The organism is Candidatus Hartigia pinicola, from assembly GCA_020541205.1.
Lineage (GTDB): Bacteria > Pseudomonadota > Gammaproteobacteria > Enterobacterales > Enterobacteriaceae > Hartigia > Hartigia pinicola.
Map to the genome: position 1 here is coordinate 1,058,378 of CP048208.1, position 23,135 is coordinate 1,081,512.

Sequence of the window (23,135 nt, forward strand, 5' to 3'; positions counted from 1 at the left end):
AAATTAAGATAAAATTTTATTTTATAATAATAAGATAATTTGTTATTTTCTTAAAATTTATCAGAATCTTTTAAAACATCATAATTGTTTATGCATTTGATCAAAATAATAAATTTATAATATTAGGCATTGTTCAAAAAAAATGCAATAGATTCAATTATCCTTATTAAGAAATTCAAACAATATATAAGAATAGGCATATTAATGTCCATGAACTTAGTTATAAAATTGCAATATATTTTCAAAATGAGTTTTCATAAGACACATGTTAGTAAATTTTACCTTAAAAAATTGCATATATTACTATTATAAATTTCCAGGAAAGAAGTCATAATAAATAGCATTACACCTTCTAAACAGCTTCTAAAATAATTTTTAAACATTTGAGTGCTTAATTATTCAGGATAACATTATTCAGAGCAGTATGCTAATCTTATAATTATTTGATAAAAAAATAGCGAAGACTACAGATATAACTCTTGAGAAAAGCTATAAGACTATCAAAACAGTATTCAAAATTAAATCATGCTTTAATTTTAAATAGTATCTAATTTAACTAATACAATTTCCATAATAAAAATTAATATTACATGCAAAACTATTTTATTTGTATAAAAAAATACTACATAAACTCTTAAATGTAACACTTTCTATTTATTCACGACATGCGTGAAGTATGTAGTTTATGTCTACATTTGGACTGAAATAAAACATATCTTTTACTAAAGAATAATGCAATCCAATAATATGTTGTTCTTTTAAAACAGTGTTGTCCATCCAACCAATTAATTCAGAAGGACGAATAAATTTTTTTGCATTATGGGTACCTTTTGGAACTATTTTCATTATATATTCTGCACTAATAACAGCCATTAACCATGCCTTCATATTACGATTAATAGTGGAAAAGATTACATTTCCACCAGGCTTTACTAATTTAGCACAAGAATGTACAACCGACTGTGGACTAGGAACATGCTCAAGCATTTCCATGCAGGTTATGACATCATAAGTATGTGAATATTTATCAGCATGCTCTTCCACTGTTTCTTGTATGTAGTTAACAGGAATTCCTGACTGTAATGTACGTAAACGAGCCATCGTTAACAGATTTTCTCCCATATCAATTCCAGTGACTATCGCACCTTCACGAGACATACTTTCAGATAAAATTCCACCACCACAACCAACATCCAGTATTTTTTTAGAAAACAATCCATCTACACGTTGCATAATATAACTCAAGCGTAAAGGATTAATACGATGTAGTAGTGAAAATTTACTTTCGAGATCCCACCAACGTAAAGCGACAGTTTCAAATTTTTCAATTTCCTGTTTATCGAAATTTTGATAGTCAGGTCGTGGAGCATTATTCATAAGTAGAACTCCTATAATAAAATAAATAATTATAGCTTAATTAAGATTATACCCTGTTATCTTTTGAGTTGCATCACTGTTGTATTTACTACATGTAAAATTATAGACTTTTGGTGCTTTTAGATTTGTATTATATACAATAGATTTTCTATTAATTTACATACTACTTAAATTACTTAAGGTATCATAGTGAGTCGTCACCGAATGTTTTTTCTGTTATGCTATAATAAAGTCACAGGTTAACGATATATCAGATATTGTTTAGCTAATATATATATCTCTTAAAAGATCATTACTTACTTCTTTAGTTTTTTATTAAATCAATAAATTGTGGTATAATTTTAATTTTTTGCATCAGCAGTCATGAGGAATACTGGCTTTATGAGTAACATTGCTAGAAAAATCACACAGGTCAATATTGAAGAAGAATTGAAAAGTTCATATTTGGATTATGCGATGTCTGTTATTATTGGACGCGCTCTTCCAGATGTTCGAGATGGACTCAAACCAGTACACCGAAGAGTTTTATTCGCGATGTATATATTGGGAAATGATTGGAATAAATCTTATAAAAAATCTGCACGCATAGTTGGAGATGTTATCGGTAAATATCATCCGCATGGTGATAGTGCAGTTTACGATACAATTGTTCGTCTTGCTCAACCTTTTTCTATGCGTTACATGCTAATAGATGGTCAAGGAAACTTTGGTTCAGTTGACGGAGATTCTGCAGCAGCAATGCGTTATACAGAAATTCGTATGGCAAAAATTGCTCATGAAATACTCTCAGACTTAGAGAAAGATACTGTTAATTTCGTAGCCAACTATGATGGTACAGAGCAAATTCCAGAAGTTATGCCAACGAAAGTTCCAAATCTTTTAGTTAATGGATCATCCGGTATTGCTGTTGGAATGGCAACTAATATCCCTCCACATAATCTATGGGAAGTCATCAGCGGTTGTCTGGCTTATATAGATGATGAAGATATTAGTCTTGAAACTCTAATGAAACATATTCCAGGACCTGATTTTCCAACTTTTGGAATTATTAATGGTTGTCATGGCATTGTTGATGCATACCGCACTGGTCGTGGAAAGATATATATTCGTGCACGTACTAAAATTGATATTGATAAAAAAAATAATCGAGAATCTATCATTGTGTATGAAATTCCTTATCAAGTCAATAAATCTCGATTAATTGAAAAAATTGCTGAACTTGTAAAAGATAAGCGTCTTGAAGGTATTCGTGCACTGCGTGACGAATCCGATAAAGATGGTATGCGTATTGTGATTGAAGTTAAACGCGATGCAGTGAGTGAAGTGGTTTTGAATAACCTTTATTCATTAACACAACTTCAAGTTTCTTTTGGAATTAATATGGTTGCCTTACACCAAGGCCAACCAAAAATTTTAAATTTAAAAGATCTGATTGCCGCATTTATTCGACACCGCCGTGAAGTTGTGACACGTTATACTATTTTTGAATTACATAAAGCTCGTGACCGTGCACATACTCTTGAAGCACTTGCTATTGCTTTAACTAACATCGACTCAATTATTGAATTAATTCGTCAAGCAACAACACCAGCAGAAGCAAAAGCTAATTTAATAACCCACCCTTGGGAACTAGGAGGCATTGTAGTGATGCTGGAGGATGTGAAAAATAATTCTGCGCGTCCTGAGTGGCTTGAAAATAAATTTGGTGTGCATAATGGAAAGTATTTACTAACTGAACAGCAAGCACAATCTGTGTTAGATTTACGTCTCCAAAAACTTACTAGTCTTGAGCATGAAAAACTGTTAAAAGAGTATAAGGATGTTGTAAAAAAAATCGAAGAGTTACTATTTACTTTATGTAACCCAGATCGTTTAATGGCAATTATTCGTAAAGAACTTGAAACGATTCGCGATACTTATAATGATCCGCGTCGTACTGAAATTTCTGAAAATTTGTCTGAGATCAATATTGAAGATTTAATTAGCCAAGAAGATGTAGTTGTTACTTGGTCTCATCAAGGTTATGTAAAGTATCAACCATTAACTGATTACGAAGCACAACGCCGTGGTGGTAAAGGAAAGTTAGCTGCACGCATCAAAGAAGAGGATTTTATTGAATGTCTGTTAGTGGCAAATACGCATGATACTATTTTATGTTTATCAAGTCGCGGGCGCCTCTATTGGATGAAGGTATATCAATTACCAGAAGCCGCCCGTAATACACGTGGTCGTCCAATTGCTAATTTATTACCGCTGGAACAAAATGAACGAATTACTGCCATGCTACCTGTGCACAATTATAAAGAAGGTTATTTTGTCTTTATGGCTACTGCAAGTGGTGTCGTTAAAAAAACCCCTTTAAAAGACTTTAGTCGTCCAAGGAATTCTGGAATCATTGCTATTAATCTTAACGAGGGTGATGAATTAATTGGTGTTGATTTGACTAATGGTTCTCATGAAGTTATGTTATTTTCTGCACAAGGTAAAGTAGTGCGATTTGAAGAAAATACTGTTCGTGCGATGGGTCGTACTGCAACAGGTATTCGTGGTATTCGCTTAATGGAAAGCGATCAAGTAGTTTCATTAATCATTCCACGCAGCGAAGGTCATATATTTACTGTGACTGAAAATGGTTATGGTAAGCGAACATCTGAAGAAGAGTATCCAAAAAAATCACGGGCCACTCAAGGAGTGATTTCGATTAAAGTTAATAAGCGCAATGGTCATGTAATTGGTGCTATCCAAGTCGATAACACTGATCAAATTATGATAATTACAGACGCTGGCACATTAGTTCGTATACGTGTCTCTGAAGTAAGCATTGTTGGTCGTAATACTCAAGGTGTAACCTTAATTAGAACTTCTGAAAATGAAAAAGTAGTCTGTTTGCAACGTATCGCTGAAATAGAGCACGATGAAATTTCCAATACAAAAGAGAAAAATAATAAAAATAATGTATTAAATGTTTATTCATGTACCGATAATTCAGAATAAATATACAGTTTGTACTCAGAGAAATTCAAAAAATATATATAAAAGCTAAAAGTAAAATAATCTTAATAATTTATTATTTTATATATACAATATAAATAATTTAAAACCAGTGTATCACTGAAGATACATCGTATGTATGCTCTTTATAGGCGACTTTCCAGGAATTTTATTTCACTTCTTTATTATAAAAATTCATTTATAATTTTCAACATAATTCTTGTATATATTTTCTTGAGATAAAAAATCTAAAATAAATAACATCAGTCAAGAAATATTTTAATAAATTTATTTTTCTCAAAATCTAATAATTAAGAGGCTTTTAAGTAGTTAACATATATGAGATATTTATGTATTAACTAATTTACTTAAAATTATTTTTTTAGTGAAACTGTTAATTTCACAATAATATAATAAGACAGAGTCTCATATACTATTAGATCAAGATCTAGAAAAATAAACTATAAAAACAAAAAGTCTGCATAGATTATACGTTAAAATGACGGTTAGAAACAGTCAGCTTAGTATTAATTAGAATAAAACACAACATTGCGTAATTATTAAAGAACATAGCTTTAAAGATATCAATATTTCTTATAAAATATTGAGATGAATAAAATTTTTAGATGTAAAATAATATGTAGAGGTACAAGTCTAATAGAACCTGATTGAGAGTAAAATCGTGACGAATAGTATTAAAAATAGAAAATTTTACGTGATAGTTTGTAGTATATATAAAATTAGCAATATACATATTACTTTCATATAGTGTTGCATAATGTACTAGGTATGTGTATAAATAAAAAATGAACTCATACTGTTAATTTTGTTTTAAAGTATTATATCATTAAATGTATTTTTACTCATATGCAGAAAATTGAATTTCATAAAAAATCTGAAAAGTATTGAAATGCATGATTGCATTTTATTAATATAGCATCTATTTCTTCTGATTTCTAAAAAATACTAAATAACTTTTAAATCTCGGATATTGAATTCTCTTTTCTTTTACTCACGATAATATTATTATATCTTTCATAATGTTTATATCAAAATCATAACTTATTCGTGTAAAATTTTGTCAAAATATTAAGACAATATTTTTAGAAAAGAGTAGCTTTCAATTTTTTTTTATTACTTTCAGTAATCTAGATAGTTTAATAGTAATCAGTTTGAAATTTTCAGGTGTAAAGTTTACAACTATAGAAAATTACTTTTATACAAAGTAATAATAATATAAATTGTTATGATTGAAGAGAATATTTACTTTGTATTTATAAAAAATTTAAAATAAACTTTATTAAAAAATAATGCATAATCTGAATATACATTACCAGAAAGCTCTATTAACCAACCATTATGAGAACATAGTGATACTAAAAATAGGCATGAATATGATAGATAAAGTAAAATTAAAAGCACAGTACAAAAAAACTAGTCTAATTATTGAAGAGTTATTGAATGATGGTAGTGATCCTGATGCATTGTATGCTATTGAGCATCATTTTTCAGCAAATACTTTTGCATTACTTCAAAAGGCATTAGTAGAAGCTTATAAATTAGGCTACAGAGTCAGTAATACTGAAGAGATTGAATTAGAACTTGGGATTACATTAATGTGTTATGACTTCATCATAGAATGCACATTAAGTGCAACATTAATTAATTTACAAGTTAATCAACTAATGCAATTAGCTGAATCAATAGGGAGTCATTATGATGGTTGGGGTACTTATTTTGAAGATTCAGATGCACAATATAATAATGTATTTAAACAAATACATTAATTAGATTAGTAACTAACCTTCGAAAAATAGTTAATACGCTATTTTTAATTATATGCTACAGTAATTTTGGAATGTTAAATGTATAATCACGATAACATCTGTTACTCAGTTATTCATCAATAAAATTAATAATTAACTGCTTGATATATTTTAATCTCTAACTGTTGTTGTGTTACTAAGATTATTTCTAAGTAAAATGGGGTCTCACTGTCTTCTCTGGTAAACATTGACAATCTCAATACAATATATTTTCTCAACTTTTCTTTGTCATAAGGTTTATCCAGAATATTTTTCAAGAAAAATGATGTTTCTATATCCTATTAGAATGAGAACTTCTTGCAGAAATGAGATCGATCTAAAAATACTGCAATAAAATAAACATTTATTTCTTATACAAAAATAATATATTTCATCACTAAAGGTAGTATATAAGTCGCTTGATGTATTTATCTATATATATTTAAAATAATTTGTTAATAATACTAATTCTTGTTAATTTGTTATTAAAAAGTCTTCTTATTATTCCTATTGTAGACTGAACAACATTGTTAAAATAAAAGATTTTTTGAGGAAACGTTTAAATTTGATTAATAAATTCTCTCTAAAAAAGAAGTCAGAATATTAAAATAGTTTTAATATCAAAATCTTTAGAAATAGATATATATCATAAAAAATCTACGATCTAGATAAAAGTTTTTGAGATAAAAGAACACCTCTCAGTAAGGATGTTAATAGTTATTCATCTAATTGATGTGATCATATACTTATTCTAAAAAGAAAAATCAATCTTATTTTCTTCTGAGTGTGCACAAATAAATTGCTTATTTATGTCAGGATTTATTAGTAAATAATTATTATATGGATGAATTGTTGACACATAGTGTATATAATATAATAACATAACACAATCATGATTAAGATCACAACAATGTCATAAACTTTATACTTTAAAACTTCTTTTTAAATATTTAGTCATTAAAATAAGTCACAATATTGCTAAATTTAAAAATATTTAAATATTTTTTAGTTTATATAGAACATTTTCTTTGTATTACCTAAAATTCTAAACTAGATTGATTATAAATAAATCACTAAATTCTTTATTAAAAGACACTAAAATTAGTTTTATAAATGATTTATATTCATTAGAATAAAATCTTATTCACCTAAGTTGTCAATACTAATTTTAAAATACATAAAAATTTCAGTAGTTTTTTGATAATTATTAACAAAAAAATAATATTATACATAATAAATTAAATAGTGTTTCTTCCAATAATTGAGTATAATTAAAATAATTTACTATTGCATGGTATAAATTATATAATAAAAAATATATTTAGATTTTAGATCTATATAACGACTAGAAGTATATGCATCAACTCTGTTTACTGTTAAGTTAACCACTAAAACAAATATACACTATTTACTGTCATTAATATTAATACTTAAAGTTTTACTTGTCAGTAAAAATAAAATATTTATAATATGCTATAATAAATTAAAATATAAAATACAAACACATTTCTCTCGAAAATATCATATAATTAAGTGCAGTAATTCGAATTTAAATATTTTTAAAGTCTATGAATTAATTAAAATAAATAAAAAGTATTATGATCATCTATACTGCTTTGTAATTTTCTGAAGCATAGTGATTTTTCATAAATCAAAAAATAAGGTAACGATTATTTAAAGGTATATAATTATTTTTTGTTGGTAGGTAATTATGCTTTATATTTATATTAATTAATAAAGCATTGATTTTCTGTTTTTGTTTTCGGAGATTTTTAATTTAAAAAAATAATTGAAAAAAATAATTTCTTGTTTCTGAAATATAGAACGATTGACTAATACAAATTACTAAGATTATAGAATTATTAATCAATTAATTCTTTAGTAAGTTACAATTTTCTTCATCTGAAAAATACTATACATATTTTACGATGATCTGTTTGTAATTTAATATAGTTAACTGAATCTTACTAAAATCTTCAATAAAAAAATACCTCAGATAAAATCTTCATTTTAGGTATATATATTAACAATGTATAAGTATATATATCATATAACTACAATATCTCGTTTATTAGTTAACAGTATTTATAGCTATTAATTATAATATTTATAATTAATTCTAATCATTATGTAGGTTTTATTTGTATTATATGAAAGAACAAGATGAAATAGCGACAATATTTTATTTCCCTAAAAATCCTTTTGTTTATAGTTGTTGTAGGTCATTATAAAATACAAAAGTAGAAACTATAATAAAGATACGTATAACTAATATTTACTCTGACTCAGTTGTATAGGATTAGTTTAGAAAACCTTGTACAAGCAGAGTTAATTTAGTCATGTTTACCGATGATATTCTTTAAATGAATGATGAGTTACCTTATTAACTAGTGTGAATAAATTCACTCTTAAATTAATTGTTCTTATTAAAATACTAGCTGTACTCTTAAATACCTTATAATTTTACTATTATATAACTGAATCTTTTCTCATACGCTATGTTTTTTCAGTAGACTTTTTAGGATTTTATAAAATTTCTAATATATATGCTTAATATTTTACTCATTTGTTGGAAATTACAGTCTCGTCATTAAGCATAAAGTATTACTCTATAAGTAAAGAACCATGATAATAGCTTTATAATTAACAGATATATAACCTAACTGACTCAGTTCATAACTGTAACATGATAGCATAAATTTTAAAATCACTATAATAATAAAAAATATACATATAAGATCCACTTTATATTATTTCATTAAATTAATTTAAAATTCATTTCATAATTTTATTTGTGTACAGAAAAATTTTTTTTAGTAAATAGCGTGATATTCATTTCAAAATAATTTTGTCGTTATTTATTAGTATGCATAATATAAGTACATCATAATTCAGTTGAATTCTAATTATTCTGGCAGATTATGAACTTGTCAATAGAGAAAGTAGTGCGCATTGATAATTTATAATATGTTTTTAAGTAAAAATGTATAGTTGAAAACAAAACATTCACTGTATATTAAAAATATACAATTCTTTGAATTTTGTTATCTTAAAAGATAGATATAGTATATTATATTTTCATTTAAAAATATATTTTCATATAAGAAAGTAATGCATATACTAGATAAAAGCTATTCAAGAAATTATTTTCTCGGTGAGAATAGTTCATGTTTCTAAAATTTCATGAACAAAGTATTGAAAATTAATTCTGATATATCGTTTTAGGTTAGAATTTTTTGCGCTATCATACTCGTTTTATATGGAATATGTCTATATTTTTAATGTTGATAACAAAGTAATGATTTAAAAGTAGTATTAAAATTTTGACTAATATTAATACAGATTTTCAATTACCTTGTTCACTCTCACTGTAATAGTTTTTATTCTGTTTTATTAAAGTTTCTTTTGTAGATATTAAAATATTAATATATGTAATACTTTATAGAAAAATTTTTAGAATTTATGCACCACTGATTAGTAATTTTAAAATACACAAATATTCAAAAAAAATATTGCATACACATAAATTTTTTAGTAAATATGTAGTTTCGACTACTTAATAAACAAGATTAATTTATTAAAATATTTCTTGATTTATCTTAATAGGTTATATTTATCTTTTTGATAAAAAATATGAAATATCATTTAAATAGCAAAAAATATTGAATATATTTTTATTAGTATCTGAGATATGATTAAGCTAAAAATTTCATTCGTTAAGTACTAAGATGATAGTAAACAGTTAATGAATTATCAAAACTAGTTGTGAACTAATTCTTAATACATTTATAAAAGATCTTTGATAAGTTTCTTAAAATTTTTAAAAATTAATTTTACTTTATATTCTATACTATAACAGACAAATACTATCAAAGAAAGTCTTATTGTATTGATTTTTTAATACAAAAACATTGGTATTATCTATTAAATAAAAAGTATCAAACTGTGGTCTAGGTTATCTTATAAAAACTGATCATTCTGAAAATTTAGCGAAAATAAAAGATTTATTAAAGCTTAATAAGCTTAATTAGGTATTTACTTATTTGAATTTTGAATATACATGAAACTGTAGAAGACTTTGTTATTAGGAAAATTCATAATTTTCTAAGTTATATGAATAATAGATTTAATATAAAAACTAAAGGATATCGTAATTACTTTCATTGATATAAAAGTCGAAGTATTCAACGCAGGAAATTATTGCATACTAAAAAAGATAAAGTTTATTTTATTTTTACTATAGTGATCTTTGAGAGCTACTTTAAACGACACGATTTAAAATCGTAATTTTATTATTAAATGTTAATTTATCTATCTATTCATAATAGATATTGCGATTAAGTAATATTTTTTTATGTTCTATGAACATTGTTGATTATTAGCTTCATATCATCATTACTATTCAAAATAATTTTTTAATGTAAAATTATATTAAAAAAAAATGACTACTTGGTTTGATCACTCTTAATCGAGATAACATATTGTTTTATGTTAGTAAAATTAATCTTCATGAATTCCTTTAAAATGTACTTGATAAAACACAGAGTAAATTCGTTAATCATTATTCTAAATACGATATTAAAAATTAATTCTTTCGAGACAGATTATATTACTTATTATTTTACTAGCTAACTATAATTCAAGATTAGTGCTTTCCTTCTTAAATTGTACTAATTTATAGATTCATAAAATTAATTATTTCATGTCTTTACGAATAGTTTAAAATAATATAAAGCATAATTTTAATTTCTTTATGGAAATTAATCTTTTTAATAAAACTAGAAATTTAGTTAGTAATGTTAAGCGCTATATAAATAAGTCATGTTAGGTTAATACAATACTAAATTTAACTTCGTCTTTTGTGATGTTTATTTTATATATTTCAAGAAAATTACGTAATTACTAATGCGCTGTTCTTAAAATAGAATAATGTTTTATTAATCATTAACGTAGTTCACAGTTTTTTGAATGTATAGATTTCCATAAAAAGAATAGTACATCAATAGAACTGCTACTATTTATTTTCGATTATACTTTATTTTAATTGTTATTATGATTTTTAATATTTATTCATTAGAAGAAATTACAGAGAAATAGCATAAAATATCTAAAACTCACGTTTACAAGTGTTGTAATAAATAACTAAGTTTATTGCATTCTGAGCTTCTCAAGCATGCTTACTATTTTTTTGTTATTAATCTCTAATCACTAAAGTATAATGCGCTGAAAATGTATTTTAAAAAAATCTATTGAGTGTCAATAAACATCAGTGTGAATTTTCAGTAGTGATTCATCATACAATATTATTACAAATATTAATAGTATTATTAGGTTTTCTGGTGCATTGCTTGCGTATTTTTTATTAATTAAACAATAATTCTATTCTTTAATATACATACATAAAACTAATATTCAATGTAAGAATATGCTTCTGATTGTCTTTTAGTGCACAATAAAATAAACTCATGTGTACTATTAAGTAACAATTATATCTACAGATCTTATAATAGAAAATAACGTTGGCAAAATGTTATGAGTAAAATATTTTTCAATATAGTAATCTATGTTATACAGAGAGTTCTCTCTTAAAGATCGAGGAACTAAAAATTTTTTTAATTCACAACAAGGAGGAAAGTATGCATACCGTATTTTTTGTTATTACAACGATTATTCAACTTTATATTTTTATTTTATTGTTACGTGTTTGGATGCAATGTGTACAAGTAGATTTCTATAATCCATTTTCTCAATTTGTATTCAAAGTTACTCAACCTATTGTAGGACCATTATGTCGTGTAATTCCTGTTATTGGTTCTGTAAATATCTCAACAGTTATTGTTGCATTAATCTTATGCATTGCTAATGTTGTTTTTAGCTTATGGGTAACTAATACCTTATTAATGTTAAAAATTAGCATCATTCCAATTGGAATTATTTTACTACTTACCTATATTGGTAAATTATTTTTTTGGATGATATTAATGAGAGCAATAATTAGTTGGGTCCGACAAGCTCATAATCCTATTGATCAGCTGTTATATGAATTGACAGAACCTTTAATGTTAGCCATTCGTCGAATTATCCCAAGAGTTGGGGGGTTAGATTTCTCTTCGATGATTGTAATGTTTATTTTAATTACTTTACATTACTTACGTCTAGATGTATTAATGATAGTTGATCCTACGTTAACAAAACTATTAAATACCCTCGGTATTGTATAAGAAAGTACTCATAATTTAAAAATAGTTTAGATAGTAACTGCACAAAAAGTTGATTCATTGATTAGTATGTCACATATTTTGATGCATGTTCTTAGTAGCACTTTTTTAGTTATTAAAACTACAAGAAAAACTAAAATGATTTTATCAAAATCACTATTTTAAAAATGTGTCATATATTAAAGAAAACAGATCTACTTGCTTTTATTGAGAATTCCAGTATTTTAATTGATAATCTCAGTGATTGTCCTTCAAACTATTGTATATTTTTGTGTATTTAAAATTTCAGAAATAAGCGAACCTACACAAATTATTGGACACTATGCAATATAGTAACCGCATTACTAGTGTGGTTAAAATTTAACTTAGTTTTTAATATACTTATGCTATATGAAAATCTACACTATTAGTTTTCATAACTATTGTAGGTAATATTATTACTTATCAACTTAGTTGAATAATGTAGTGATGAAAGGTATTTTTTAATACCTGCATGACACTATATGTTAGTTAAAATTAATAAATATAAACAACAAGAAATTTTATGTTGTAATATAAATTAATTTATATTAGTGTATTAATTTAATAAGGTTTAATACATCACCACTAAGAATCTACTTAAAATCTTATTCAATTGTAGTGATTATTTATATATTTTATGAAAATAATCATATCTAACAATACTATGATTCATTAAAAATATTTTAAAAAATTAAAACAAATCAACTCTGAGAAGTGTATATATAAATTTTGTGTATATTATCGCTATACCTCCTTAAAGTGTTTATTAGTAATAATATACACTCTAGGAATTGTTTTAAACAATACAGTATATTAATATGTTAAATTATTAACAATAAAATATTATAACAAACCTATCTTAGTTCACTAACATCAGTGTTAAAATATTTATCAAAAGATCTGTCTTAGTATAAATTAGGAACGTGAACACTAATGTCATAATTTTTTGATACATAAAATATAAAGAATAAGGATATTGCTTCTGAAAAATACTTATAATGTAAGCTTGATAGGTTTTTCGGTTCAGACGATGATATATATAAATATATACATTCAAAGTGTACCCCATATCAATGTAGTTATATGGGGAGATCACAGACATACAATGTCTTAATAACTTATTATTTTATAATAATAGTAACTAAAATACATAATTAATGTATTAATAGATTGAAAATTATGTATGTTAAATATTTTATATGATATATATTTATACTATTTAATATTACACTCAAGATTATAAACGCCATATACTTGATGTTTTTAATGTAACTTTAAAGCATTCAGTCGTTAAATTTATACTGAGTTAGCTTGAAAATATTACCATTATTAAACAGTATCGAGCAGCACTTAAATACTCGTTATGAATGTACAGCCTAGAATATATTGTCTTTTTCTTGTGCAGAAAATATAGAACAGTTTCTAGAGCGATAAGTATAACTAATAAATTCATTAGTTTATTTTGAAATATTTAATTTTAGAAACTGTTTTTTTGAAAATAAACATGATCAAAAAAACAAGTTAATTATAAATTGATGTGTTGAATATTTTAAAAAAGGTTGATCAAAACTACTAAATATTTTTAGGGATTAATCTCTAATCTATTCTCATAAAAACAAAATATAGAGTATTAACTAAAATACTAATTGTATTTACTTTGAGTATACACTGTATATACGTCATTCTAAAAATAAAATTTATGGGGAAACATTCTCTTGCAATATGATTAAAAACTGATGTTAAAATAACTAACTCAATGAGAAATCAATAGAATAATTTCTTAAGTATTTAGTGTAAAGTAAATTTTATCATAAATATATTGTGATATATTATAGTGTATTTAATTATTCTAAAGCGAAGATTTTTTAAGCACGAACACTAAAAAATTTTAATTTTATTTCTTAATGTTATTGAATAATATATGCTATATAATTTTATTATAATAGAATATAATAAACATTATTTAAAAACACACTTCTAATAGACAAAAATGTATTCAAAAAAAATGCTAGATCTTATCTATTTTATGAGATTTGACAGCATTTGGATATATGTAAAGTTAAATTTTAATACAACTACAGCACAAACTGTTTAAAACATCTCTTCTAGAAAGATCATGTTATTTCGTGCTGTAGTAATTTTTCTGTAAGAAATAAATTTCGTTACTAAATATTTTTATTCTAATTAATAACAGAATTGTGGATTTATTATTTTAAATAATGCTATAATAAATTTTCAATATTCATAAATATAAGAAATAATAAGAACAACAACATAAAACATCGTAATACCTATAATAATAGGTCAGAAAAATCTCGCTATTAAATAAAAAATTAATTGCAATTTTTTAATATCTCTCCTCGTCTGCACTAGTTATTACAAATATTTAAATCATAATCACTGTAATTCTTCATTATTAAAAATGTTAATATTTTTCTGAAAGAAATTTGATATTAAGGAAAAGTATGTATCAATCAATTATTTTAAAGTATTTTTAAAATAGGTTTTAATTATATAGTACAAAACATAATACATCCAAAGTGTTGCTTGAGTCATGAGTCGCTAATTTGCATTTTTCTTCTTATTAACAGATAAAATAAATACAATCAACTACCAAAAATAAGTTAATTTCTAAAATAATCTCGTAAACTAATATCAAGAAATACAGAATATAATCTTATAATTCTCAAAATAACGATAGAATACCTCATGTATAATATTCTATATAATTATTTCTATAACAGTTACTATAAAATAGAGTGAGTACCATTATGATCAGCATAAATTTCCTTGAACAGTATAAAATATTATCTATAATTTTTTTTTAGAAATAAAAGAAATAAAAATTTTTATAATTAAAAAAATAACGAAATCTATATATCGCATATTTTCATGTATGTAGAATAATTTTATTTAAAAAATCATTTTACATACATAAAAATATGCACATAAATTATGGTTATATGTATGTAACATATCTTAGATAAGATGTCTAGATACATTGTTCAAATCAAAAACGAAATTAACTTTATACTTGAAATATTATCTATTAAGTGTAAGGTAAATTAAATATTTAATTTTTTATATGGAATAGTTATGGTAAATATTAAAATCTGTATAAATATTTTAATATTTATCTTGAATATGTATATAAAATGATTCATTGATTATCTTTCTATTACGAAAAAAATACTCAATATACTCTTTGCTAGATACTGTATATTTTTATATAACTTTCTGATAATATATGACATATGTTGGAACATATTACCGGTCATACTAATAGCTCTAGTAATTTTATTACAATATATATAAGTGCTAAATTAATATTATTTAATTATACAATTCCATTGATGAGATGATATTTAATTTTATGAAAAATATTGTAATATTTAATGAAATATTAATAGTAAGGTGCTTATATTGTTTTCAATACTAATTCTAATTAAGCAAATTAACGTCACTATTTTGTTTATTTTTAGATTATAATTAGTAAATTTTATTACCGACGATATTATTTTAATAAAATTAAAAAATAATTTCTATAATTTTAAAAACGAGCTTGTTCTTTTAAATCATTCAGTTATTATATAATAATTTATCTTCTTAAGTATTTTCTGAGTTTCTTTTAGATTGTCTTCTAGAGAGATTTAAAACTAATTACATATAATTTTATGTTCACTCAGTCAATTTTTATAATTTATTTTTTCTAATCTCAGTATCACTGGATAATTTTTTTAGAAAGCTTATTCGTTAATTTTTTATTTTATGTAACGTAATGTTACCTAATGTAATCTAGCTGATCATTTATAATGAGAATTTTAATAAAATTATTTTTAAGATATTGATGAAATTTAACTTAACTACTTTTGACATAAAAATTATAATTAATATCTCTCAATACTATTGAACATAAAATGAAAATATATATCATAATAGAGTTTATGATAGAACTATTCCACTGATCAATAGTATGACTCTGTCGTAACACATTGAAAAAATAGAACATTATCCACCAAAATAGCGTTATTACCCATATACTAATACAGTGTATTTGTTATTTCCATGAGTATATCAAATTTTATAGAACATTTAAAACATTTCAATCGTTAAGAAAAATCCTTAAAAATTTAGGTTACATAAAACTATTCAACTATAGTTTCCCAAAATACACGAAGACATTTCGACCCTATTTCTACACTAATAGATTAAGACATCGCGATATTTCATACAGTAGGTACATATAAAGAAATGTAATAAAATGTAATTATAGAGGCAAGAAAATTCTAATAGATTATTATAGGCTTTATTTATAGAAATAATACAATAAGTATAAATTTTAGATGAACAAAATAAAATAACATAAAGTACATAATAGGTTTTTAATATTTTCTATACAAAATTACCCAATTAATATTAACTTTATAAAATAAAAATTTATAAAAATACTTCTTAAAAAGTTTTTACATTTTCTTATCTCGTTTAGTTAATTTAATAAACATGTGACTTTATAATATTTTCTCTACCTATACTTATTTACACATTTTTATATATGTAATGAATGTTTAAAGGCAAAATCATTAAAATATTTTCCTGGTAAAATAGTAGGAAAATGTGCTTTTGCATATAGTATACCTTGAGTTTTTGCATAAAATATGTCGTTTAATTCTAAAATATTTTATTCATATTGTAATATTTTTACAAATCGTATTTGTATTTCCAAAGCTACAGAAGCATTAGTAATTAAGGCAGTTACCTTCAACCGAGCAATTACTTTAGATGTATACTGTTCTTACTAGAATGTTTCACTTTTCTATTTAACTCACTTCTTTGTTTTAAACTTGTATATTTTAAAATTTAGATAAATTTATATCTGGCATTTTTTAGAACAATCATTACAAAATATATGCTATGAGTAATTTTTTAATGGTATGTATTGCAGTGAACAGTACAAGTTGTACGTATTAATTCTTAAGAGTATGTACATTTATGTATTACAAACTTTGTGAGTTCGAAAAAATATGTAAAAACAATAACATTTTAAAAATCTTAATAATATCTAAGGCATAGCATAAATAATCATTTAATATTTAGTAATAAAAACATTGATTTTTAAAAAGAAAATTATAGAGATATTTCAGAATTTGAACAGAAATTGTGCTGATAGACAGACTTGAACTGCCGACCTCACCCTTACCAAGGATGTGCTCTACCAACTGAGCTATATCAGCGTATATTGGAGCGGAAAGCGGGAATCGAACCCGCATCATCAGCTTGGAAGGCTGAGGTAATAACCATTATACAATTCCCGCGATACAATAAAAGACTTAATTCTTAGCTGTTAATATGTTTACTAAATGACACTTTACATCATTATAGAGATGGTGGTGGGAGAAGGATTCGAACCTTCGAAGTCAGTGACGGCAGATTTACAGTCTGCTCCCTTTGGCCGCTTGGGTATCCCACCTACCTAAATTATAATTATTGCTATTAGAAATAGTAATACTTCATACTCAATAACTCACTAATAATCAGTTGGTTATTTAATACTTTAAGATATGCGCAGAATTAAGAGCTCTGTACATTGTAGAAATAACAACACATGTTGCATTAAAAAATAATTGTACTATTTTTTATTAAAAATAAAAATAAATTTTTATCAATTTATCTTAAAAAAACATATTGACACGTTTCTTGAATGATCATTATGCATGTATTTTTTTTAAAATAAAACTGCATAATTGACATCAATCACAAAAAATCTTTCAAACCTTACCCCTCAGCATCTGAAAACGCACTAATTTCAGAAAACTGAATATAGATAAAATATTTATATACTGCTTCTATAGATTTTAAAAGTGTTTCTAGTAAAATTTTTCTAGAGATTTTCCCAACAACATGACCATACATTACTATATGAAACATTGGAAAGAAAAATAATAAAAACAGACATAGCTTATGAAGATAATATATAAAATATAGTTAAAAGATAATAATACATTAAAAATAGTTTAAATACAAAAAATTTAGTAATTATTTATGTGTGTAAATTGTTTAAACGAATATAAGATTCCTAACATCTATGATATGAATAAATATGTATTCACTAATACGTATTTAATATTAAATGCAATATCTCAGTAGATAATTCAAAGGTTAGTATATTAAATTGTATTAACAAGAAAGAATTTCACAAACGGAAAAATTCTTGATAGATCTTAAATTACAGAAAAATCAATTAAACATATCGATATATAATTAAATAAAAATTATTTAAATAAAATTATTTAAGTAAAAATTTACATATAGTATGTATCATGTATACTATTTAATTATTAAGATTGTAAAATGCTATGAATGTTAAAGTTAAGAATAATTGCTATATACTAAGTTTTTTTACTGACATGAATTGACTAAAAACTTTTTGCTTAATATAAAAATATCAATAGATATATAAATGCTGCCTTAAGTCTACTTACTGAGTATTTGTTGTCTTTTTATAGTATATAGTAATTAACAAATTATATGCATAATCTCTACTCTTTTAATAACTTGATTTTTATTATTCTATTAAAATTACATATAAGATAAAAGTGTTAAACCGACTCTTTTTTATGCTCTATGCTATATTTTATTATATGAATATGCATATTCATATAATTAATCTAACCTATAGAAAAGAGGAAAATTTTTAGTTTATGAAACAGACAGACGATGTGATTACTACGCCATATTTAGAATTTAATAAAGAACATTGGGCTGAATTATATAAATCAGCCCCTGTGACATTAACAGATAATGACATTTTAAAGTTAAAAAGTATTAACAAAGAACTTTATACAGACAATGTTATTAAAAGTCATCTACCTTTATCTTATTTACTTAATTGTTATATAAGTTCTAAATTATCACGCCAATCAGTATTAGAAAAATTTTTAGACATAAATGAAATTCAAGTTCCATATATTATTGGAATTGCGGGCAGTGTTTCAGTAGGAAAAAGTACAATGGCTTGCTTATTACAAGCTTTATTAACTCACTGGACTAAACATAGAAAAGTAGATTTAATTACAACAGATAGCTTTTTATACCCTAATCAATTATTACAAGATCGCAATATCATGAAAAAAAAAGGGTTTCCTCAATCATATGACATGTGTAAGCTTGTAAATTTTATTTCAAAAATAAAATCTGGCGCTCGTAATGTCATTGTATCCGTGTACTCCCATATTACTTATGATATCGTACCTGAAAAAATACAAGTTATCGATCAACCTGATATCTTAATCTTAGAAGGGGTAAACATATTACAAAATCATATGCAACATCCAAGTAATTATCATCATGTATGCATATCTGATTTTATTGATTTTTCAATATATATTGATGCTACATATGCATTATTAAAAAAATGGTTTATCGACAGATTTTTAAAATTTTGTCAAGAGGGATTTTTAGATCCTGATTCTTATTTTCATCATTATTCTAAATCTAGTAAAGAGGAGATTATTAATATTGCGGGGTTAATTTGGGAGGAAATTAACAGATTAAATCTTGAAGAAAATATTCTACCGACAAAAGAAAGAGCGAATTTAATAATAACAAAAGATCAAAACCATTCAATAAAAAATATTAGGTTAAGAAAATAATATATGATCTACAACAATCTAATTGATATTCTTATTTTTCATTCTCTCTTAATGATATTTCACCATCAATATAAGACATAATTTCACCATTCTCTTTCTGCAATAATAACGCTCCTTGTTGATTAATACCTTTTCCAATACCAGAAATCACTTTAGCACCAATAAATAATTTTACCTTTCTTTCTAAAAAAATATCAAGTTTAAACCAACGATTAATAAAAGGTAACAATCCTTTTTTTTCAAAAATCATTAAGGCTTCTGTTAATTCATTAATGATATTAATAGAAAGTATATTACGTTCAATGTTTTTCACGACATCAGATAATGATGTCCATTCTTGATTAATTAATTTACATGTTTGAATATTATTGTTTTCCATACTAATATTAATTCCAATACCAATAATAATATGTGCAGCACTACCGGTATTTCCTGTTAATTCAACTAAAATTCCTGCTAGTTTTTTATTATTAAGATAAAGATCATTTGGCCATTTAACTTTTACTTTTTCTTTGCTTAATTTATTCAATGTTTCTGCGATTATAATGCCTACAACTAAACTAACACCTATTGCTGCTGAAGAACCTTGATTAAGTCTCCAGTACATTGACAAATAAAGATTACAACCAAATGGTGAGATCCATTGACGTCCTCTACGTCCTCTCCCTGAAATTTGATATTCTGCTACACACGTATCACCTGATGAAAAGTGAGTTATTCGATCTAAGATGTATTGATTTGTTGAATCAATGATAGGTTCAATAACTATTTTACTATTTTTAAGGTATTTATTAATTAATTTATCGTTTAATAAATGCATAGGATGAGGCAATTGATATCCTTTCCCCGCTATTGTTTGTAAATCAATACCCCAAGAATGTAGTATCTGAATATGTTTATTTATCTCTGCGTGCGTTACCCCCAATCTATTACATAGTTGTTGTCTTGAATAGACTTGAGCAGTTGATAAAATATTTATCAACTTTAAGAGAATGCCAGAATTTTTCATAACATGCAGTCCATAGGATTCATTTCACCATATCTATCAATAAACCTAACCTCTGGTTCAAGTACTACATTAAAATATTTAGCAACAGTTTGGCTAACATGTTTCGCTAATTTTACAACATCAGAACCTGTTGCTCGATTTTGATTAATAATAATTGAGGCTTGATGCATATGGACTGCTGCGTCGCCTATCTTAAAACCTTTTAAACCACATTGATCAATTAACGCGCCTGCTGCTAATTTTACTCCACTATTCACTTGGTGATATTGAGGAAAATATTTTGGATAAATTTTTTTAATTTTCTCTGCTTTGTTCTTTGAAATCACTGGATTTTTAAAGAAACTTCCAGCATTGCCTGTTATGATAGGGTCTGGTAATTTTTTCCGACGTATATTACAAACAAAATCAAAAATTTGTTGTGGTGTGACTGTTTTAGGATTAAATAATGCTAATTCATCATATGTCAACCTTGGTGACCATTGTTTAGCAAATTTAAAACCAACACCAATTATGACATGTGTACGCTGATATTCGTGTTTAAAAATACTATCACGATAACTAAAACGACAAGATTTAGCTTGAATTTTTAATATATAGCCAGTAGATAACTCTAAAACATTTACGTATTCACATAAGTCTTTTAATTCCAACCCATATGCGCCGATATTTTGAATTGGTGCTGAACCTACACAACCAGGTATCAATGCTAAATTCTCAGCACCATAAATTTTATTATTCATTAAAAATTCGATAAAATGATGCCAATTTTCACCTGATGCTGCATAAACATGCCAATATTTAAACTGATTACTAATATGAATACCTTTAATTCTATTTAAAATTACCATTCCATCAAAATCTTCAGTAAATAACACATTACTACCTTCACCAAGAATCAAGCTTGGCAATTGATTATTTTTTGCATATAGGCATTGTTGATAAAGAAATTTTATTGATTCAGCGGTAGATATTGTTTTCGCTTTAGCTGAAATAGCAAAACTATTAAAATCTTTTAATTCAAAGAATGGATACATCGTAATTTGCCGGTATAATAGAAAAATAAAATATTAATAGGTTTATCAAAGACTAAATTAAAGAGTAAGGACAATGATAACATAATATAGTTAAGTTAAGTATTAAAGATATTTAAGAGTAGTAAATCATGAAATCTAGAGAATGAATTTGATAATAATTTCTCTAAGATTATTACCAAATTCATTATTAAAAATGTTTTCTAGAAGAAAATATTTTTATATATTCTCTCGAAATAAGTATAGTCTACAATAGTAATCTTTAATTTTGATAACTATTTTAAAAAATTCATTATTACTTTTTACCATTGCAAACGTACTGCAGAACTAGGTAGTTAATTTTATATAAAGTATTTTATATGCTTCTGTTATATATTCTTTAAAATAGTTGTAAGTATGATATAGTACAATGATTTTCAGAAAAATAACATGTATGACTATTTTGAGCTTTAAAAATAATTAAAAATATAATTATTGTATTAAAGAAAGGGCTTAAAATATAGTTACTGCAAGACGTTACAGTAGAAATCACAATACTAATACTGCTTTTATTTTGCAAGTTTTGAAAAAAATAAAAAAACTAATAACGTTCGTAAAAAGATCCATAAAGATCCATAATTTAAACAAAAAAGGTTTCCGGTATAAAATAATATATTTTATAAATGCTTACAGTTTATCCTATGAGATTATTGTAGTTAGGACAGGTAAAAAGATTATAACAAAAGACAAGATAGAAAGGCGTTTTAATCATTTTAGATTATAATAAAATTATTTATATTTGTGAAAATATATTAGTAGATAGCAGATATTATTTCTTAAATATTAAATGACATTTTTAGATAATAAAATATAAAATATAGCCGATTTTAATATAGTCAATACATGCAAGATTCTTTCAAGATTCTTGAAAGAAGATTGAATTGACTAAAATATATATCTAAATTTACAAACATTCTAAAATATATTTACCTATTTACTTGTTTTTTATAAATTTAGTACTTAATATCATTTTATTAGAAAGACGCATAGTTAAT

Annotated in this window: 7 protein-coding genes and 3 tRNA genes; 4 read left to right on the forward strand and 6 right to left on the reverse strand. The window is 24.7% G+C overall.

Annotated elements, in window-relative coordinates; all coding sequences use genetic code 11:
* Positions 1-654: 654 nt before the first annotated feature.
* Entirely contained in the window at positions 655-1,377 is a 723-nt protein-coding gene (gene ubiG, locus GFV14_RS01975) for a bifunctional 2-polyprenyl-6-hydroxyphenol methylase/3-demethylubiquinol 3-O-methyltransferase UbiG (protein ID WP_457914014.1), read from the reverse strand.
* A 381-nt stretch (positions 1,378-1,758) separates the two neighbouring features.
* Between ubiG and gyrA the strand changes: the two genes are divergently transcribed.
* The 3 genes from gyrA (at position 1,759) to GFV14_RS01990 (ending at position 12,394) form a co-directional block, all read left to right on the forward strand.
* Positions 1,759-4,371, forward strand: a complete 2,613-nt coding sequence (gene gyrA / locus GFV14_RS01980) for a DNA topoisomerase (ATP-hydrolyzing) subunit A (protein ID WP_457914015.1) — start codon at positions 1,759-1,761, stop codon at positions 4,369-4,371.
* Between the two features lie 1,391 nt (positions 4,372-5,762).
* On the forward strand, positions 5,763-6,155 hold the full coding sequence (gene rraB / locus GFV14_RS01985) for a ribonuclease E inhibitor RraB (protein WP_457914016.1): 393 nt from the start codon (positions 5,763-5,765) through the stop codon (positions 6,153-6,155).
* A gap of 5,654 nt (positions 6,156-11,809) precedes the next feature.
* On the forward strand, positions 11,810-12,394 hold the full coding sequence (locus tag GFV14_RS01990; protein ID WP_457914017.1) for a YggT family protein: 585 nt from the start codon (positions 11,810-11,812) through the stop codon (positions 12,392-12,394).
* Between the two features lie 5,176 nt (positions 12,395-17,570).
* On the opposite strand, the gene GFV14_RS01995 is transcribed toward GFV14_RS01990, so the two are convergent.
* The 3 genes from GFV14_RS01995 to GFV14_RS02005 all read right to left on the reverse strand — a co-directional run bounded on the left by GFV14_RS01995 (position 17,571) and on the right by GFV14_RS02005 (position 17,879).
* Positions 17,571-17,643, reverse strand: a tRNA-Thr gene (locus tag GFV14_RS01995).
* A 6-nt stretch (positions 17,644-17,649) separates the two neighbouring features.
* Positions 17,650-17,724 (reverse strand) — tRNA-Gly (locus tag GFV14_RS02000).
* A 70-nt stretch (positions 17,725-17,794) separates the two neighbouring features.
* Positions 17,795-17,879 (reverse strand) — tRNA-Tyr (locus GFV14_RS02005).
* A gap of 1,231 nt (positions 17,880-19,110) precedes the next feature.
* On the opposite strand from GFV14_RS02005, the gene coaA reads away from it, so the two are divergent.
* Complete coding sequence (gene coaA, locus GFV14_RS02010) at positions 19,111-20,061, forward strand: type I pantothenate kinase (protein ID WP_457914019.1); 951 nt, start codon at positions 19,111-19,113, stop codon at positions 20,059-20,061.
* A gap of 31 nt (positions 20,062-20,092) precedes the next feature.
* Here coaA and birA read toward each other — a convergent pair whose 3' ends face one another.
* Both birA and murB read right to left on the reverse strand, forming a co-directional pair.
* Positions 20,093-21,070 (reverse strand): bifunctional biotin--[acetyl-CoA-carboxylase] ligase/biotin operon repressor BirA, encoded by a 978-nt coding sequence (birA, locus tag GFV14_RS02015; protein ID WP_457914020.1) that lies wholly within the window; start codon positions 21,068-21,070, stop codon positions 20,093-20,095.
* Positions 21,067-22,104, reverse strand: a complete 1,038-nt coding sequence (gene murB / locus GFV14_RS02020) for a UDP-N-acetylmuramate dehydrogenase (protein ID WP_457914021.1) — start codon at positions 22,102-22,104, stop codon at positions 21,067-21,069. The genes birA and murB overlap by 4 nt, the downstream gene beginning before the upstream one ends.
* Between the last annotated feature and the right edge of the window lie 1,031 nt (positions 22,105-23,135).

Bases quoted from the DNA above. Each gene is read 5' to 3' on its own strand.
- ubiG (WP_457914014.1), bottom strand. From the start codon at position 1,377: ATGAATAATGCTCCACGACCTGACTATCAAAATTTCGATAAACAGGAA.
- gyrA (WP_457914015.1), top strand. From the start codon at position 1,759: ATGAGTAACATTGCTAGAAAAATCACACAGGTCAATATTGAAGAAGAA.
- rraB (WP_457914016.1), top strand. From the start codon at position 5,763: ATGATAGATAAAGTAAAATTAAAAGCACAGTACAAAAAAACTAGTCTA.
- GFV14_RS01990 (WP_457914017.1), top strand. From the start codon at position 11,810: ATGCATACCGTATTTTTTGTTATTACAACGATTATTCAACTTTATATT.
- coaA (WP_457914019.1), top strand. From the start codon at position 19,111: ATGAAACAGACAGACGATGTGATTACTACGCCATATTTAGAATTTAAT.
- birA (WP_457914020.1), bottom strand. From the start codon at position 21,070: ATGAAAAATTCTGGCATTCTCTTAAAGTTGATAAATATTTTATCAACT.
- murB (WP_457914021.1), bottom strand. From the start codon at position 22,104: ATGTATCCATTCTTTGAATTAAAAGATTTTAATAGTTTTGCTATTTCA.